The 17,592-nt window shown below is 65.0% G+C and carries 17 protein-coding genes; 4 read left to right on the top strand and 13 right to left on the bottom strand.

The genetic code is table 11. From position 1 onward, the window contains the following. Positions 1 to 3 precede the first annotated feature (3 nt). Positions 4 to 315 carry an antibiotic biosynthesis monooxygenase family protein gene (locus CH256_RS15770; protein WP_068053714.1) on the top strand — a complete coding sequence of 104 codons (312 nt, stop codon included), beginning with the start codon at positions 4 to 6 and terminating at the stop codon, positions 313 to 315. A 6-nt stretch (positions 316 to 321) separates the two neighbouring features. Here CH256_RS15770 and CH256_RS15765 read toward each other — a convergent pair whose 3' ends face one another. Both CH256_RS15765 and CH256_RS15760 read right to left on the bottom strand, forming a co-directional pair. Further along, complete coding sequence (locus tag CH256_RS15765; RefSeq protein ID WP_094670020.1) at positions 322 to 2,634, bottom strand: putative bifunctional diguanylate cyclase/phosphodiesterase; 2,313 nt, start codon at positions 2,632 to 2,634, stop codon at positions 322 to 324. A 175-nt stretch (positions 2,635 to 2,809) separates the two neighbouring features. Next, positions 2,810 to 3,247 (bottom strand): OsmC family protein, encoded by a 438-nt coding sequence (locus CH256_RS15760; protein WP_068053702.1) that lies wholly within the window; start codon positions 3,245 to 3,247, stop codon positions 2,810 to 2,812. 101 nt (positions 3,248 to 3,348) lie between these two features. On the opposite strand from CH256_RS15760, the gene CH256_RS15755 reads away from it, so the two are divergent. Together CH256_RS15755 and CH256_RS15750 are read left to right on the top strand one after the other, a co-directional pair. Then, on the top strand, positions 3,349 to 4,578 hold the full coding sequence (locus CH256_RS15755) for a lipase family protein (protein WP_255183034.1): 1,230 nt from the start codon (positions 3,349 to 3,351) through the stop codon (positions 4,576 to 4,578). A gap of 76 nt (positions 4,579 to 4,654) precedes the next feature. Further along, a complete protein-coding gene (locus CH256_RS15750; RefSeq protein WP_094670019.1) occupies positions 4,655 to 5,983 on the top strand; it encodes a serine hydrolase domain-containing protein in 1,329 nt (442 codons plus the stop codon). 134 nt (positions 5,984 to 6,117) lie between these two features. Here the strand turns inward: CH256_RS15750 and CH256_RS15745 are convergent, their stop codons facing one another. The 11 genes from CH256_RS15745 to folK form a co-directional block, all read right to left on the bottom strand. Further along, positions 6,118 to 8,658, bottom strand: a complete 2,541-nt coding sequence (locus tag CH256_RS15745; RefSeq protein WP_094640916.1) for an ATP-dependent Clp protease ATP-binding subunit — start codon at positions 8,656 to 8,658, stop codon at positions 6,118 to 6,120. A gap of 275 nt (positions 8,659 to 8,933) precedes the next feature. Next, a complete protein-coding gene (gene lysS, locus CH256_RS15740) occupies positions 8,934 to 10,457 on the bottom strand; it encodes a lysine--tRNA ligase (protein ID WP_068283965.1) in 1,524 nt (507 codons plus the stop codon). Positions 10,458 to 10,493: 36 nt separating this feature from the next. After that, positions 10,494 to 10,916: a rhodanese-like domain-containing protein gene (locus tag CH256_RS15735; protein ID WP_068053696.1), complete on the bottom strand. Its 423-nt coding sequence runs from the start codon at positions 10,914 to 10,916 to the stop codon at positions 10,494 to 10,496. Between the two features lie 11 nt (positions 10,917 to 10,927). Then, the gene (locus CH256_RS15730) at positions 10,928 to 11,497 is read right to left on the bottom strand and encodes a cysteine dioxygenase (RefSeq protein ID WP_231893966.1); all 570 of its coding nucleotides are present in this window, start codon (positions 11,495 to 11,497) and stop codon (positions 10,928 to 10,930) included. 173 nt (positions 11,498 to 11,670) lie between these two features. After that, positions 11,671 to 12,471: a type III pantothenate kinase gene (locus tag CH256_RS15725; RefSeq protein ID WP_037195023.1), complete on the bottom strand. Its 801-nt coding sequence runs from the start codon at positions 12,469 to 12,471 to the stop codon at positions 11,671 to 11,673. Positions 12,472 to 12,475: 4 nt separating this feature from the next. Beyond that, complete coding sequence (gene panD / locus CH256_RS15720; protein WP_068053679.1) at positions 12,476 to 12,907, bottom strand: aspartate 1-decarboxylase; 432 nt, start codon at positions 12,905 to 12,907, stop codon at positions 12,476 to 12,478. Positions 12,908 to 12,916: 9 nt separating this feature from the next. Further along, positions 12,917 to 13,819 carry a pantoate--beta-alanine ligase gene (panC, locus tag CH256_RS15715; RefSeq protein WP_094670018.1) on the bottom strand — a complete coding sequence of 301 codons (903 nt, stop codon included), beginning with the start codon at positions 13,817 to 13,819 and terminating at the stop codon, positions 12,917 to 12,919. Continuing rightward, positions 13,816 to 14,727, bottom strand: a complete 912-nt coding sequence (locus tag CH256_RS15710) for a Rossmann-like and DUF2520 domain-containing protein (RefSeq protein ID WP_068053674.1) — start codon at positions 14,725 to 14,727, stop codon at positions 13,816 to 13,818. The genes panC and CH256_RS15710 overlap by 4 nt, the downstream gene beginning before the upstream one ends. Positions 14,728 to 14,841: 114 nt before the next feature. Further along, positions 14,842 to 16,167 carry a DUF6779 domain-containing protein gene (locus tag CH256_RS15705; protein WP_094670032.1) on the bottom strand — a complete coding sequence of 442 codons (1,326 nt, stop codon included), beginning with the start codon at positions 16,165 to 16,167 and terminating at the stop codon, positions 14,842 to 14,844. A gap of 90 nt (positions 16,168 to 16,257) precedes the next feature. Then, entirely contained in the window at positions 16,258 to 16,728 is a 471-nt protein-coding gene (locus CH256_RS15700; protein WP_094670031.1) for a DUF3180 domain-containing protein, read from the bottom strand. Next, the gene (folK, locus tag CH256_RS15695) at positions 16,725 to 17,267 is read right to left on the bottom strand and encodes a 2-amino-4-hydroxy-6-hydroxymethyldihydropteridine diphosphokinase (RefSeq protein ID WP_094670017.1); all 543 of its coding nucleotides are present in this window, start codon (positions 17,265 to 17,267) and stop codon (positions 16,725 to 16,727) included. The genes CH256_RS15700 and folK overlap by 4 nt, the downstream gene beginning before the upstream one ends. Before the next feature lie 63 nt (positions 17,268 to 17,330). On the opposite strand from folK, the gene CH256_RS15685 reads away from it, so the two are divergent. After that, positions 17,331 to 17,592, top strand: a 262-nt coding sequence (locus tag CH256_RS15685; RefSeq protein ID WP_256989449.1) for a dihydroneopterin aldolase, incomplete at its 3' end; no start/stop codon positions are given.

Raw genomic sequence — 17,592 nt, 5'->3', positions numbered from 1 at the left:
AGCATGGCCATTGTGAAGATCAACGCGATCGACGTACCCGAGGGCGCAGGCCCCGAACTCGAGAAGCGATTCGCCGCGCGCGCCGGGTCGGTCGACGGCTCCCCCGGCTTCCTCGGGTTCCAACTGCTGCGGCCGGTCAAGGGCGAATCGCGCTACTTCGTCGTCACCCAGTGGGAGAACGAGGAGTCGTTCCAGGCGTGGTCGGCAGGACCGTCGCGGGAGGCTCATGCCGGTGCCCGTTCCCCGAAGCCGGTGTCGTCCGGAGCGTCGCTGCTCGAGTTCGAGGTCGTATTGGACGTGCCTGCTTCTTCGTGAAGCCGCTCAGATGTGTTGGCGCGCGAGCTTCCACTCGAGTTTCGTCGGCATCTCCGAATCCAGTTTTGCCACGGCATCGGCCAGGAACTCAGCGGGCATCGGTCTTCCCAGGAAGTAGCCCTGGGCACCGTCGCAGCCGAGTTCGCGAAGCGCATCCAGTGTGCCCGCGTCCTCGACCCCCTCTGCCATGACCCGCACCCCGAGGCTCCGAGCCAGGTCGATGGTCGAGCGCACGATCGACGCGTCGGTGTCGTCGGTGTTCATCTTCGACACGAACGAGCGGTCGATCTTGAGAGTCTGCACCGGCAGACTCTGCAGATAGGCCAGCGAGCTGTAGCCGGTGCCGTAGTCGTCGATCGCGATGGTGACGCCGAGGCCACGCAGAGACGTCAGCGCATTCACCGAACGCACCGGATCGGTCATCGCAGTCGTCTCGGTGACCTCGAATTCCAAGGCATGAGCGGGAACCGCATATTTCGCCAGCGCTGCTGCGACCTGCTCGGTGAGTGTCTCGTCGAGTAGGTTTCTCACCGAAAGATTCACCGACACAGACAGATCGACACCGCGTCGACGCAATTCGCTGCACTGCGCCAACGCCTCGTCCAGCACGAGCGCGGTGATGGCGGGCAACATGCCGGTGCGCTCGGCGTCGGGCAAAAACATCGAGGGTCCGATCAGGCCCTCACGCGGGTGCTGCCACCGCAGCAAAGCCTCGACGCGGTCCACGCTGCCGGATTCCAGATCCAGGCACGGCTGAAAGAACACTCGAAGCTGGTGGTCACGAATGGCTGTGTCGAGTTCACCCAGCAACCGCATCTGATCGTGGCGGTCGCGATCCATGTCGGGTTCGTAGCGGCCGACTCGAGTGTGGCCGGCCTTCGCGGCCGTCAACGCCACGTGGGCGCGCTGAAGCATCGCCTCACCGTCGACCGGATCGGCCTCCGGATTCTCGATGCCGCTTCGACTGACGTCCGGCTCCTCGGTCGACGCGATTCCGACGACCGCGTCGAGCGCAACGTTGATGTCGTGCACGAACATTGTTCTGCTGACTGCGAATTGGAGCCGCTCAGCGGTATCCGACACGTCGATCTGGGCGGGACGCCGACGCATGGCGACGACGAACTGATCCCCACCGAGCCGACCCACCAGGTCATCGGATCGCACCGATGCGACCAGGCGGTGACCGATCTCGCGCAGCACACTGTCTCCCACGCTGTACCCGAAGGTCTCGTTGATCTGGGCGAAGCGATCGATGTCCACCACGAGCGTGAAGACGTCCGACTCACCACGCGTGGCGAGCATCGTGTCCAACCGCTCTCGGAGCAGCCGTCGACTGGCCAGTCCCGTGACCGCGTCCGTGCGAGCCACGTCCTCGAGCACTGCGGCCTGTAGGCGCAGCGTGGTCAGGAAGCACGCCATGCGGCACCCGACGAGGGCGATGACCAAGGCCGACGAGGCCACGATGACCCAACCCCACTGATCGACGGGTATCCCTCGCGCCAACTGAACGGCCATCACGAAGGGCGTCACAGCGACCGCGACACTGAGTCCGAGAAATCTCACGCGCCCGAATCTGAACGGGCTGGACCGGTCCACACGCAAGACCGTTCTTTCCGGAATGTGCAGGGCGATCACCCCGAAACAAACGTAGGCTGCCAGCCACAGCGTGTTCAGGAGAGTCGAACGGTAGAGCTCGTGGCTGCCGACCGCCGCATAGGACGCGAAGTCGGCAGCCACGAGCAACACCACTCCCGCCGCGGCTGCCAGGAACGGCACCGTGGTCGCCCGGGTCAGCAGGTACAGACTGCCGACGAGCGTCAGCAGAAACGCGTCGACGGTGAGGTAGACCGTGGCCGGCCACAGTTCCAGCGCCGACGAAAACGACCACGACGAACCGTCGGAGATGACGAAGACCCAGGTGGCGAGTCCGAAGCCGACTGCAACCACCAGACATTCGAGGAGCTCCTCGACCCCGAACACGAGCCCGTTCTCGTCGGCGGCTCGGGCGAAACCGATGGCGATCACCAGATAGCCGATCAGGTAGAAGACGTCGGACGAGGAGAACGTCGCTACACGCCCGCCGCCGACCTGCGCCATCGACACCAACGCGTCGCCGATGCCCCAGGAGCCGACACCGACGGCCATGTACTTCCAGGTCCGCTTGTCCGGACCGGGTTCCCGACGGTATCGGTACACGAACGCAGCGACTGTGGTCAGGAGCACGATTGCGTACAACGCACTCTGGGGTATCCCCACGGGGGCTATCGCGTACGCCGCGACTGCGAGAACACCGAGGCCCAGGAAGCGCGTCCACAACATGGTGGGGCTGATCCTTCCTAGGCCGGTCGGTGCATACCCCGAACGTACGCGTCAGCCGATCGAACCCGACGTTTGATCACGATTCGTTGCTGATCCACCCTGCAGATGGGTCGAGAAACGAACTATTTCAAACCTGACGATTGTTCGCCAGTCTCACTTCGGGCGATTTGTCCGTTCAGCCCTCGAGAGCCGCGTCCAGCGTGATGTCCACGCCGGTGAGAGCCTTGCTGACAGGACAAGTTTCTTTTGCCGCCTGAGCTGCTTTCGCGAAGCCGTCAGCGTCGAGACCCTCGACTTCGCCCCGCACGGTCAGCTTGATGCCGGTCAGCTTGAAGCCCGGCTCGTCGGGCCCCAGCGAGACATCGGCGGTGACCTCGAGGCTCTGCGGGGTGCCGCCCGCCTCCGCGATCAACGCAGACAACTGCATCGCGTAGCAGCTCGAATGAGCCGCGGCGATCAGTTCCTCGGGACTGGTGGTGCCGTCTGCGTTCTCGGCGGCGCGCTTGGGAAATGACACATCGAAAGTCGCTGCGCCGGAACTGGACAGCTCCACCTGGCCGGAACCCTGTTCCAGCGTTCCGTTCCAAGCTGTGCGTGAAGTGCGAGTTGGCATCGAACCGAATCCTTTCGTTGTCGACCCTGTGTAGGCCTGTTTCTCAGGCTAACGTCAGCGGGGTGACCGGGCTACCGAGTGCGAGGATGTCGACACGACGGGTGCGACAAACGATAAAGTTCTCGCGCACGGCGACGATCGCGGCAATCGCGATGCTGTCGATCGTCGGATTCTCGACGCCGACGGCCGAGGCAGGCCCTCTGACGGACTTCTACGACACGCCGGTCGCGACGGCCGCCACCGCGCCGCCCGGCGAGGTGCTTCGAACCCTGCCCGTCAACTCACCCAAGGGGTTCGGACTCGGATTCGACATCGAACGCATTCTCTATCGCTCCACCGACACCCACGATGACCCCATGGTCGTCTCCGGCTATTCGATGACACCCACGGCTCCGTGGACCGGCCCCGGACCGCGGCCGGTGATCGCCTATGCGCCTGGCACTTCCGGACTAGCGGACCGTTGCGCCGGTTCGGTAGTTCTCGGGACAGTCGGCTCGTCGCCGGCCATCCTGCCGCTTCTGCTCGCCGGATATCGCGTCGTCGCAACCGATTACCAGGGCCTGGGCACCCCAGGCGGACACACGTACCTCAACCGAATCGCCTCGGGCCGAGCTCTGCTCGACGCCGCCAGAACCGCCGACTATGACGCCCCCGTGGTGTTGTTCGGTTACTCGGAAGGCGGATTCGCGTCGGGGGCCGCTGCCGAACTCGCCGCCACCTATGCCCCGGAGCTGAACATCCGGGGAGCGTATGTCGGTGCGCCACCGGCAGATCCGACGCTCAACATCGACACACTCGACAACACCGGTCTCGGTAGCGCCGTGCTCTTCGCCGTCGATGGAATGATCAACGCCTACCCGGATCGGGCGGACAGCATCCGTAGCCTCTTCGACTCCGACGGAATCGCCGCACTCGACGCCGCACAGAACTGGTGTACCACCGACCCCGCGGCCGCCGCGACAGTGCGCACGACCGAACTGACCCGCGACGGACGACCCCTCGACGATCAACTGAGCAACCCGGTTCTGGCCGACATCATCGAGACCAACACCGTCGGGCGCATCGCCCCTGTCATGCCGGTGTACCTCTCGCACGCAGTCGAGGACGACACCGTGCCGATCGAGCAGAGCCGCACCCTGCTTCGACGCTGGAGCGATCTGGGTGCCGACATCACCTACCGCGAATACGACCTCCCGGCCATACCGGTCGAGGGCGCGAACCACCTGCCCGGAGCTCTCGCGGCCTACTCCGACGTGATGCCCTGGATCGCCGGGCTGATTCACGCAGGAGTGGAGCCTGCAGGAGTGGAGCCTGCAGGAAAGACCCGGTAGGCAGCAGCTGATCTCAGGTGTGAAATCAGGGTGTTCACCGAGGCGTCGACCTCGATGAGGTTGGTTCACTCCAACCATGCGCATCGTCCACGCCCTGCTCACCGTCGCAGCAGTCCTGACTGCGGGCTCCCCCACCCCACCGGACCCCGGCATGGCGTCGGACATCCAGGTTGTCGCCGAGGAACTCGGATTGCCGGGGGTTGCGTTCCGCGTCGTCGCCGAGGACGAAGTGTTGGAGGACGTCGAGTACGGGGTGGACGGGGATGGGGCGCCGATCGACGAGAGCACGCCGTTCGTGTGGGGTTCGGTATCGAAGTCGGTGACGGCGGCGACGGTGTACTCACTCGCCTCGCAACATCGCCTCGATCCGAGTGGAACCGTGAATTCGATTCTCCCCGAGGTCGATTCGGTCGTTCCCGGCGATGTCACGATCGACGACCTGATCCACCACACCAGCGGACTCCCCCACGACGTCACCGAACTGGACGTGTGGGGACGTTCCGAGCGAGCGCTCGACGTCGTCCCCACCCTGGACGTCACCGTCGCCGACCGCGGCCCCTTTCGCTACTCGAGCCTCAATTACCTACTGCTGCAGGCCATCGTCGAGAAGGTCACCGCCGAACCCTTCGCCGACGTCGTAGCCCGCGAGACCGGAGTGCACACTGCCGGTGCCGTCACACCCGGCCACGTACCGTTCTTCACCTTCCCGCGCAGCATCGACACCGGCATCGACTCCGCGGGATTGGGCTACGGCTATCTGAGCGGATCCATCGCCGAGCTCTCCCGCTACGCATCCACGCAACTGACCGCACCGGCGTCGAACAGTTCGGATACGGTGCCGACGGGTTCGGGCACGGCGTACGGATACGGGTGGTACGTCGAGACGCTGCCCGACGGTACCGAGATGCGATGGCATTCCGGCGCCGTCCCTGGCTATTTCACTCACGTCGCACTCGTTCCGGAACGACACCTGGCCGTGGTGTTCGCGACCAACCGATACGGCGAACTCGACGCCGACAACCTTGCCTCCGCGGCCCGCTCCCTCGTACTCACCCGACTCGGTATCGACGAACCCCGCGCCGCCGGACTCGGTCTCTACGAGATAGCCCTGATCGGATCGACTGCACTCGCGATGTTGTTGGCGATATGTGTCACGAGAACCCTCCTCGGATTCGGAGCCGCTCCCGGAAGATGGGCACTCGCGCGTGTTCTGACTGCCCTCGGCGCAGGCGGACTGCTGTACTACTCACTGCCCGCACTCGCCGGAGCACCGATCTCGACCCTGGCCCGCTGGGCTCCTGACATCGCGCTGCTGTTCTGGATCCTGCTCGCCGAACTTGCTGTGATCGCTGTTGCCCTCGGCGCTCGGGTCTGGATCAATGCGCCTTTGTTGCAGTCTGACTGACTGAAAGCCACATTGATCCACAAAGGGGTTGGGGTGGTAGCCGGACCGACGGGGCGGGCGAACGGAACCGGGCGGACACACCACAACGGGCGACCCTCCGAAGAGGATCGCCCGTTGGTTGGGATTGGTGAAATTTACTCGCTGTCGCTGTCTCCGGTGGCCTTGGCCAGGTCGACCGGGACCTCGTCGGGGACGATGATGGCTTTCTTCTCGCCGCGGAACGTGAACTTCGCGTCCTCGCCTGCGCCTTCGCCGTCCCAGTTCTCGACGTCGACCAGGATGATCTGGCCGGCTTCGATTTCGCCGAAGAGGATCTTCTCCGACAGTGCGTCCTCGATCTCGCGCTGGATGGTGCGACGCAGTGGCCGCGCACCCAGTACGGGGTCGAATCCGCGCTTGGCCAGCAACGACTTGGCCTTCTCGGTGACCTCGATCGCCATGTCCTTGTTCTTGAGCGCACCTTCGACTCGGTTGAGCATGAGATCGACCATCTGGATGATCTCGTCGCGCGTGAGCTGGTGGAACACGACGATGTCGTCGATGCGGTTCAGGAACTCGGGGCGGAAATGCTTCTTCAGCTCGTCGTTGACCTTCAGCTTCATCCGCTCGTAGTTCGAGCCGGTGCCTTCACCCGAGGAGAAGCCGAGGCCCACTGCCTTCGAGATGTCTGCGGTACCGAGGTTCGAGGTGAAGATCAGCACGGTGTTCTTGAAGTCGACCGTGCGTCCCTGGCCGTCGGTGAGACGCCCGTCTTCGAGCACCTGCAGGAGCGTGTTGTAGATCTCCGAGTGGGCCTTCTCGATCTCGTCGAACAGCACGACGGAGAACGGCTTGCGGCGGACCTTCTCGGTGAGCTGGCCACCCTCTTCGTAGCCGACGTATCCGGGAGGAGCACCGAACAGACGCGACGCGGTGAAGCGGTCGTGGAACTCGCCCATGTCGATCTGGATCAGTGCGTCGTCCTCGCCGAAGAGGAAGTTCGCGAGAGCCTTCGACAGCTCGGTCTTACCGACACCGGACGGGCCGGCGAAGATGAACGAGCCCGACGGACGCTTCGGGTCCTTCAGACCTGCACGGGTACGACGGATCGCCTTGGAGACGGCCTTGACTGCCTCGACCTGGCCGATGATCCGCTTGTGCAGTTCGTCTTCCATGCGGAGCAGACGGGTGGTCTCCTCCTCGGTGAGCTTGAAGACGGGGATGCCGGTCCAGTTGCCCAGGACTTCGGCGATCTGCTCGTCGTCCACCTCGGCAATGACGTCGAGGTCGCCCGAGCGCCACTGCTTCTCGCGCTCGGCACGCTGACCGACGAGGGTCTTCTCCTTGTCGCGCAGGTTCGCAGCCTTCTCGAAGTCCTGTGCGTCGATGGCCGATTCCTTCTCCCGGCGTGCGTCGGCGATCTTGTCGTCGAACTCACGCAGGTCTGGCGGCGCGGTCATCCGGCGGATGCGCATCCGCGCGCCCGCCTCGTCGATGAGGTCGATTGCCTTGTCGGGCAGGAACCGATCGTTGATGTATCGGTCGGCCAACGTGGCGGCCGCGACGAGGGCACCGTCGGTGATCGAGACGCGGTGGTGTGCCTCGTAGCGATCGCGCAGACCCTTGAGGATCTCGATGGTGTGCTCGACGGTCGGCTCGCCGACCTGGACGGGCTGGAAACGACGCTCGAGGGCGGCGTCCTTCTCGATGTACTTGCGGTACTCGTCGAGGGTGGTGGCACCGATGGTCTGCAGTTCGCCACGAGCCAGCTTCGGCTTGAGGATCGACGCTGCGTCGATGGCACCTTCGGCGGCACCTGCGCCGACGAGCGTGTGCAGCTCGTCGATGAACAGGATGATGTCGCCGCGGGTGTTGATCTCCTTGAGCACCTTCTTCAGGCGCTCCTCGAAGTCACCGCGGTAACGGCTGCCGGCCACGAGCGAGCCGAGGTCGAGGGTGTAGAGCTGCTTGTCCTTGAGCGTTTCGGGAACCTCACCGTTGACGATGGCCTGCGCGAGGCCCTCGACGACTGCGGTCTTACCGACACCGGGCTCACCGATGAGGACGGGGTTGTTCTTGGTACGACGCGAGAGCACCTGCATGACGCGCTCGATTTCCTTCGCGCGACCGATGACCGGGTCGAGCTTGCCCTCGAGCGCGGCCTGCGTCAGGTTGCGACCGAACTGGTCGAGGACCAGCGACGTCGACGGGGTGCCCGCCTCGCCGCGGCCACTGCCGGACTCGCTGGGCTCCTTGCCCTGGTAACCCGAGAGCAGCTGGATGACCTGCTGGCGCACGCGGTTGAGGTCGGCTCCGAGCTTGACCAGAACCTGAGCTGCGACGCCTTCGCCTTCGCGGATCAGTCCCAGCAGAATGTGCTCGGTGCCGATGTAGTTGTGGCCGAGCTGCAGTGCTTCACGCAGACTGAGCTCGAGTACTTTCTTGGCGCGCGGGGTGAACGGAATGTGACCGGACGGAGCCTGCTGGCCCTGGCCGATGATTTCCTCTACCTGGCTGCGTACTCCTTCGAGGGAGATGCCCAGCGACTCGAGAGACTTGGCTGCGACGCCTTCGCCCTCGTGGATGAGGCCGAGCAGAATGTGCTCCGTGCCGATGTAGTTGTGGTTGAGCATCCGGGCTTCTTCTTGAGCCAGGACGACAACACGCCGCGCGCGATCGGTGAACCTCTCGAACATCGCTCTCCCTCACTTCTTGGCGGGTGGTTGCTCGCCCGCCAGTTCTTCTAGCGCTGCAGTGTCCATAACACTGCGGTCGCTTGTGCATTTGAAGGTAAGACTGCTTCTCACTGTAGTTGGCCGACGTTACGAACGCCGACCCTCCACCCCTGAAATGCTGCGCAACCGCCCACTCGAACGGACTTCCGTGGCTGCTTACTGTTCATAACGCAGGCACTATGCAAAACGTTTCCCATCGGCTGTCCGCTGCTGGCGAACAGTCCTTTGCCGTCCGATCAGGCCTGGGACGGCTTGACGATCGGAAACAGGATCGTTTCGCGGATGCCGAGGCCGGTCAGCGCCATCAACAAACGGTCGATGCCCATGCCGGTTCCGGTGGTCGGCGGCATGCCCTGCTCCATCGCGGCGAGGAAGTCCTCGTCGAGCACCATGGCCTCGTCGTCGCCGGCGGCGGCCTGACGGGCCTGATCCTCGAAACGCTCGCGCTGGATTATCGGATCGACCAGCTCGGAGTAGCCGGTGGCCAGCTCGAACCCACGGACGTACAGGTCCCACTTCTCGGTGACGCCGGGCTTGCTGCGGTGCTGACGCGTCAGCGGGGACGTCTCGACCGGGAAGTCGCGGACGAACGTGGGCTCGGTCAACGCGTCGCCCACCTGATGTTCCCACAGCTCCTCGACGAGCTTGCCGTGGCCGTAGATCGGGACGCCGTCCTTGCGCGGCACCTCGACGCCCACCTTGTCGGCGATCGCGAGCAGCTCGTCGACGGTGGTGTCGGGGGTGACGTCGAATCCGAGCGATTCCGACAGCGACGGGTACATCTCGAGCGTCGTCCAGTCGCCGCCGAGGTCGTAGGTGGTGCCGTCGGGCAGCGTCACGACCGTGGATCCGAGCGCGGCCATGGCCACTTCCTGAACCAGCTCACGGGTCATCTTCGCCGAATCGTCGTACGTGCCGTAGGCCTCGTACGTCTCGAGCATCGCGAATTCCGGCGAGTGGGAGGAGTCGGCACCTTCGTTTCGGAAGTTGCGGTTGATCTCGAAGACCTTCTCGATGCCGCCGACGACGCAGCGCTTGAGGAACAGCTCCGGTGCGATGCGGAGGTAGAGATCGGTGTCCATCGCGTTCGAATGGGTGACGAACGGGCGAGCCGCCGCGCCGCCGTGCAGCGTCTGCAGCATCGGCGTCTCGACCTCGAGAAAACCACGACGCTCGAGTGCGTTGCGCAGTTCACGAACGACGGCGATGCGCTTGCGGGCGGTCTCGCGCGAGACCGGGTTGGTGATCAGATCCAGGTAACGCTGCCGGATGCGCGTCTCCTCGTTGAGCTCCTTGTGCGCGACGGGCAACGGCCGCAACGACTTCGACGCGATCTGCCAGGCGTCGGCCATGACGGACAGCTCGCCGCGACGGGAGCTGATGACCTCGCCGTGCACGAACACGAAGTCGCCGAGATCCACATCGGACTTCCACTCCGCCAGAGCGTCCTCGCCGACGCCGGCCAGGCTGATCATCGCCTGCAGTTGAGTGCCGTCACCCTCCTGCAGCGTCGCGAAGCACAGCTTGCCGGTGTTGCGCACGAAGATGACGCGGCCGACGACTCCGACGATCAAGCCGGTCGTCGTGTCGGGTTCGAGCTCGGGGAATTCGGTTCGGATCTCGAGCAGCGAATGGGTCCGCGGAACCGACACCGGGTACGCCTCGACCCCACGCTCGAGCAACGAAGCGCGCTTGGCGCGACGAATCCGTAGCTGCTCCGGGGTGTCGTCGGCCGGCTGGGTAGAAGCTGTATCACTCACGCGCAGACACTTTACAGTCCAGGACTGTCAGGACGATCAGTGCGCTGCGACGGCCTCGGCTTCGCGAACGCAGTGCTTGGCCTGCGTCAACACCCCGAGCAACCCTGCCGACTTCAGTGCTTGATAGCCGCCGACCAGATCGGTGGCCTTGTGCAGACCCAGCAGCTTGAGCGACGCGGCCGCGAGCGAGGAGGTGTAGCCCTCCGAGCAGATGACAACCCACTCCACGTCGTGATCGACGGCGATCGCCAGGCGCGCATCGCTCGTCGGGTCCAGACGCCATTCGAGGACGTTGCGTTCGATGGCGAGCGCTCCGGGCAGGGTCCCCTCGACGGCGCGCTGCGCCTGCGGGCGGATGTCGACGACGACGGCTCCGCGGGCGACGGCGTCGCGCAGCTCGAAGACGGTCATGCGATCGATGGTCTCGCGCGCGGATTCGAGCATTTCGACGATGGTCATGGTCTGGATGGTCACAGTGCGGCCTTTTCGGGTGCGTCGGTGAGCTCGCTACGGGTACGACGCAGCGTGGACCGTTCGGTCACTTCGTAGTAGGACATCGCCGTCAGCGGCGGTGAGTAGGCGTGCACGCTGAGGGTGGGCCCGGTCGTCGCCGACGTCGGATCGTGCATCACGTCGTGCACCCAACCGAGCGGGAAGGACGCCTGGTCACCGGCGTCGAGACGACGCTGCTTCAGTCCTGTTCCAGCCCAACGATATTCGAGTAGCGATCCACTCAGAACGGTCAGCGCGCCGAGCGACCCTGCGTGGTCGTGCAGTTCGGTGGAACGATCGGGAACCCAGCTGATCAGCCAGACGTCGAGATCGTCGTCGGAATGCAGCCTGGCGGCCCAACGCTCCTCGCTCGGCCAACGGTCACCATCGGGGAGCAGGTGGTCGAAGCGGCCCTCGAGGACGTCGGATGCGCCCTGGTCGGTGATACGCAGCAGGTCGGGTGGACGCAACCGGGTCGGAAGAGTCGAGACCGAACGCGACGACAATCGGGTACGGGAGGGTGCAGAAAGTACAGGTGTGGAAAGCATGAAGCTCTACTCCAGGGGTGTGTTACGAACGAGGCAGGGTTCAGCCTCGACAACACTCCTGGGTGGCCATGCACGTCATCACGCCGACGATTCTGACACACGCGGCGGCGATGCGCTAGCGCTGGTCCGAAACGCCTCGCACCAAACACTCAGCGCGGGCGCCGCTGAAATATCTAGCGTGGCCGCCGCTTTGCCATGTTGCGTTCGTAGACCAGTCGCAGGCCCTCGAGCGTCAGATCCGGTTCGTGGTGCTCGATGGTGGTCGATTCCGGCAGGATCAGCGCGGCGATGTCGCCGGTGCCGATGATCGCGACATCCGTTCCGGTCACCTCGGGGACCTCGCGTCGAATTCGCCCGACGAGGCCGTCCACCAGTCCCGCGAACCCGAAGATGGTGCCCGACTGGATGCACTCGACGGTGTTCTTGCCCAGCACCGAACGAGGCCGAATCATCTCCACCTCGCGCAACGTGGCCGTGCGAGTCGACATGGCCGACGCCGACATCTCGAGTCCGGGAGCGATGGCACCGCCGAGGAATTCGCCCTTGGCCGAGACGACGTCGACACAGGTGGTGGTTCCGAAATCGACCACGATGCACGCCGAGCCGTACAGGTCGTGTGCGGCAAGGGTATTGACGATGCGATCGGCACCGACCTCTTTGGGGTTGTCGACCAGCAACGGCACGCCGGTCCGCACACCGGGTTCGACCATCACGTGCACCACGTGATCCCAGTAGCGCGCGAGCATCGTCCGCATCTCCCGCAGCACCGACGGCACGGTCGACAGCGCGGTGACTCCGGTGATCCGTTCGGCATCCTCACCCAGCAGACCACGCAACATCAGCGCCAGCTCGTCGGCCGTCACATGGGGGTCGGTCCGAATTCGCCAGTCCCGCAGCAGTTTCGAGTGATCGCCGGTGCCGGTGAACAGACCGACGACGGTGCTGGTGTTGCGCACATCGATCGCGAGGAGCATCGAATCAGACCAGCACGGAATCGGCCCGCAGATCGCGCGGCGTGATCAGACCCGAGCCCGCAGGCGCATGAGCCGGGTCGCTGCCGAGTTCGACAGGACGGTTCTTCTCGTCGACGAACACCACCCGCGGCGCATAGTCGGCAACCTCCTGCTCGTTCATCACCCCGTAGGCGATCAGAATGACCAGGTCGCCCGGGTTCACCAGATGCGCTGCGGCTCCGTTGATTCCGATGACACCGCTGCCGCGCTGGCCGGTGATGACGTAGGTTTCCAGTCGAGCACCGTTGTCGATGTCGACGATGGTGACCTGCTCGCCTTCGAGCAGATCGGCTGCCTCCATCAGATCCTGGTCGACGGTCACCGAGCCCACGTAGTGCAGGTCTGCGTGCGTCACGGTGGCGCGATGAATCTTGGACTTCATCATCGTTCGAAACATGTTGTGCCCTCAGCTCTTCGGATCGTCGGGGTACTCGAGGAAACCGGTGCCGACGGCGACACCGACGTTGTCGATCAATCTCGTGGTGCCGACCTTGGCGGCCACGAGCAGTCTTCCGTCTCCACGTTCGGGAGCGGGGCCGAGATGCGGGTCGCGCACCTCCAGATAGTCGACCTGCACCAGCGGTGCCTCGTCGAGGACGGCACGCGCGGTGGCGATGATGGCCTCGGGACCGCCCGCCGCAGCGTGCGCCCCGGCCACCAGCGCGGCCGACAATGCCATCGCCGCGTCGCGCTGCTCGGCATCGAGATATCGGTTACGCGAGGACAGTGCGAGGCCGTCCTGCTCGCGAACCGTCGGCACCCCGATGACCGCGACGTCGAAGTTCAGATCGCGCACCATCTGTCGGATCAACGTCAGTTGCTGGTAGTCCTTCTCCCCGAAGTACGCGCGATGGGGAGCCGCGATCTGCAGCAGCTTGGCCACGACGGTGAGCATTCCGGCGAAATGCGTTGGTCTGCTGCGTCCTTCGAGTTCAGCGCCGAGCGGTCCGGGATTGACCGTGGTGCGCGGACCTGACGGATACATGTCCGAAGCCGACGGCGCGAAGACCAGTTCGACGCCCTCCTCGCGCAGCAGTGCGACGTCGGCGTCGAGGGTCCGCGGGTAGGAATCGAGGTCCTCACCCACACCGAACTGCAACGGGTTGACGAAGATCGACACGATCACCACGGCACCGGTGAGCTTGGCCTGCCGCACCAACTGCAGGTGCCCGGCGTGCAGCGCGCCCATGGTCGGGACCAGAGCGACCTGCTTCCCGACGCCTCGCAGCGCTTTCGACACCGACGTGATCACCGCGGGATCGTGGTGAACCGTCAACTGCCCCTTGGTGTAGCTGCCCGCGAGGGTCATCGATTCCCTTCCAGAAGTTCGATCAGGTCTGCCTTGGCGCCGATGCGCTGCGCCGAGCGCAACGACAGGGCGCGATATCCGGCTGCGATCCGCGAATCCACGGATTCGAGCACGTCGAGATGCTTGCCGACTGCAGCGGTGTCGCCGCGAGCCACCGGTCCGGTGAGCGCCGACTGACCGTTGCGCAACGCGTTGTCCAGCGCAGCTTCGAGCAGAGGAGCCAGAACCCGCTCGGGTACACCACGTTCGGAGTCCGAACCGGGAAAACCCGGTCCCGCCAGGGCAACCCGGAGCGCTTCGACCGCGTCGACCACCAGAGTGACGAGGTGATTGCTGCCGTGAGCGAGCGCGGCGTGGTAGAGCGCTCGATTGTTCTCGGGCACGTGCACCGGCTCGCCGCCGATCTCGAGGACGAGAGCCTGCGCCACCGCATAGCCGATCTCGTCGCCTGCAGTGATGCCGAAACACGCCGCCGTCATCCGGTCGGTGTCCTCGACGCCGCCGCTGAACGTCATCGCCGGATGGATGGCCAACGGCACGGCTCCGAGGGCAGCCAGGGGCCCGAGCACCGAAATTCCGTTCGCGCCGGAGGTGTGCACCACCAACTTTCCCGGTGCAACCGCCCCGGTGGACGCCAGGCCTGCGACGATCGACGCCAACTCGCTGTCCGGTACGGCCAGAACGAGCAGCTCTGCGCGACGAGCAACCTCGTCGACGGGCAGAACCTGGGACTCGGGAAGTCGCTCACGCACCCGTGCGAGGGACGCATCGGACACCGCGGCAGCACCGACGACGACATGCCCGACGCGTTCGAGCGCCTCACCGAATGCGGTACCGACCCGTCCCGCCGAGACGACACCAACCGTCAGGCGAGCCGGCGACAGACCACCGGTGCCGGAAAAGGTCACCGAAAAATTCCTCTCGTTCGTTCCAGTCCCGCTCGGCGGGTACCAGACGTCCTGCACGGAACAATAGCGACCGCGACCACTCGCAGGCCATGGGAGAGCAGTGTGATCTGGTTCTCAGTCTGCGCGACGACGACGGCGACGGGTACCCGGATCGGTCACGGCCGCGTCACCGGACCCTCCGCCTTGCAGACCGGCCATGATCTCGGCAACCGATCGACCGTTCGAGTGTGCGCCCGACGCATCCTCGTCGTCGGCCGATTCCGCGCGCCTACGACCTCGCCGGGACGAGACGGCAGTGTCCTCGGCCGGTGTCTCGTAGTCCTGATCGGCCGTGAAGAACGCGTCGGCCGATTCACGCAACGAGGCGCGCGAGGCAGAGAAGGCGTCGTCGCTCGGTTCCGCTGCAGGTTCGGTTTCGTACTGCTCGGCCGGCTCCGCCGCAAACGACTGCGTGGAAAACGACTCCGTGGAATACGAACCGGCCGCATCGACGTCCGCGTGTCCGGTCTCGTAGGTCTCTTCCTCGACCTGTGGCTCGGGCTCCGCCGCCGGTTCCGGCTCGGCAACGGGTCGACGCGTCTGCTCGAAGTCGTATGCGGTGAAAGGCGAGCTGGGCGGAGTGACGCGCCCCGCAGGCCTCGGTGCGCCGTAAGGACGTGCTTGCGCCCCGGTTCGCTCGAACGAGTCCGCCTCGGAGGACTCGGTGTCGTAGCTCGTTTCCGCGAACGAATCCTCGGCGTACCGATCCTCATCCGCCTCGGCGGCCGCCGCCGGTGCGGAGGCTGTGGCCTGCGGCATCTCGTCCGGATCCTCGGGGTACACCACCGAGGTCTCGGCCGTGACCGGCTCGTCGTAGGGCGTTCCGACACCGTTGAGGCCGGTTCCCGGTGCCATCGCACCGTTGCCGTTCCCGCGACCGGGGACGTACAGGCCGGACGGCGCAGGCTGGTAGCTGTCGTATCCGCGTCCGCCGAGTTCCTGCATCCTCATCGCTTCGGCCCGCAGTGCCACACGTTCGGTGGGCAGATTGCCGTCGAAGAGCACCTGGAGATTCTGGCGAAGGGCAGCGAGTTCGTTGCGCAGCGCTGCGACCTCGTCGATCTCGAGCTGCGATTCGCCACGAACCCGAGCTTCGACGCTCATCTCGTATTCGCGTCGCGCCGAGATCTCCCGAGCCAACTGCAGCTCGTAGACCGTCTGCAGGTCCTTGGCCTTGGTTTGATCTGCGGCCGCCTCACGCCGGTACTTGGTCATCGCGAACGCACCGATCACCGCAGCCCACAATGCCGAGAGAACACCGACTCTCATCCACTGCACGCTCTCGGTGAAGAGCAACAACACACTGGCGATGATGCCGAACACGACGAGCGCCGCGAGGAACAGCTGGCTCGCACTACGCCTCTTACGGCGTCCCTTCTTTGCGCGAGTCTGATCTGTCATGTTCACAAGGGTAACTGGCAAATCGTTCGCAAATAGTCATCCTCGACCGATCACTTACACAACCGAGGTAACAATCAAATGTTTCGAGGGTTACCGAGAACGCTCGTCGTCACGGTCTTCCGGGGCACGGCAGCACTGTTCGAGCCACACCGCGGCAGCGACGACGGCCAGTCCGGCCACGAGCGCAACGACGGCTCCGGCCCGGTCCGACGACGCTGCCCGTATCGTCGCCGCACGCGGCAGCACGTACACCAGAAATCCGACGCACACGCCGACGACGGCAGTCCCCACCAGCATCGATGCCTTCGCCAACACCAACGCCCTGAACACCGTCAGCGGATGCAGATCGTGCAGACCGGTGCCCACCCGGTGCTCGGCGATGCGGTTGCGCACGATCACCGCAGTCACCACTTGCACCACCGCCACCAGATACAACGACGCCCCGGCGTACACCGGAATCGGCGGCAACGAGCCGTAGAAGACCCGAACCAACAGCCACGTACCGATTGCGGCCACCAGGAAAAGACCCAAGATGTCCCAGACCTTGGTGGGATTGGTCACCACGACCCATCACCGACACCGTCGTGCTCCACGGGTCGTTCTTGCAGGCTCCATTCCTGCTTCGTCACCCCGGTCCGCTCATCCGGACTCAGTCGCGCGAGCAACTCGGACACCGAAATGTCGTTGTCGCCCACACGCAGGGTGGCGTCCGGTTCGACGTCCAGCCACGGCAGCAGTACGAACGCTCGTTCGTGCGCGCGCGGGTGCGGAAGGACCAAACGAGGGTCCTCGCTGATCACGTTCTCGCACGTCACCACGTCGACGTCGAGGCTCCGTGGCCCCCACCGCTGCACTCGAACGCGATCGGCCGCCTCCTCCAGACGCTGACCGAAACGCAACCAATCCCAGGCGTCGAAGGCATCGTCCTCGACCACCACGACGGCATTGAGGAAGTCCTGCTGCTCGACGCCGCCCCAGGGAGCCGAACGGTACACCGGTGAGCAGGACACCAGGCGGGAGCCCAATCCGGTTGTGACAGAACGTAAGTGGGCGAGGGAGTCGCCGATGTTGCTGCCGATGGACAGCACCGCGCGGGTCACGCCCGCTCCCGGTACGCCACCACGGCAACGTCCCCGAACGTCAGCGGGATCGGGGCCGACGGCTTGTGCAGCACCACTTCCACCGCGTCGACGCGTGAGTCGTACGCCAACACGACCTCGGCGATCTCGGCCGAGACCGACGACCTGACCCGAACGCTGCACTACGGAGAACTGGCCGAGCACGCTGCGGCCGTCGTCGCGGGCCCGTCCAGGGACCTGATCGAGACGGTCTCGGCCGAGATCGCCGAGGTCGTGTTGGCGTACGACTCACGCGTCGACGCGGTGGAAGTGGTGCTGCACAAGCCGTCGGCCCCGATCCCGCTGA

It is taken from the genome of Rhodococcus sp. 05-2254-6 (assembly GCF_002258565.1).
Taxonomy (GTDB): domain Bacteria; phylum Actinomycetota; class Actinomycetes; order Mycobacteriales; family Mycobacteriaceae; genus Rhodococcoides.
The sequence above is the reverse complement of the archived record's forward strand: the minus strand, read 5'-3'. Positions and strand labels throughout refer to the sequence as shown.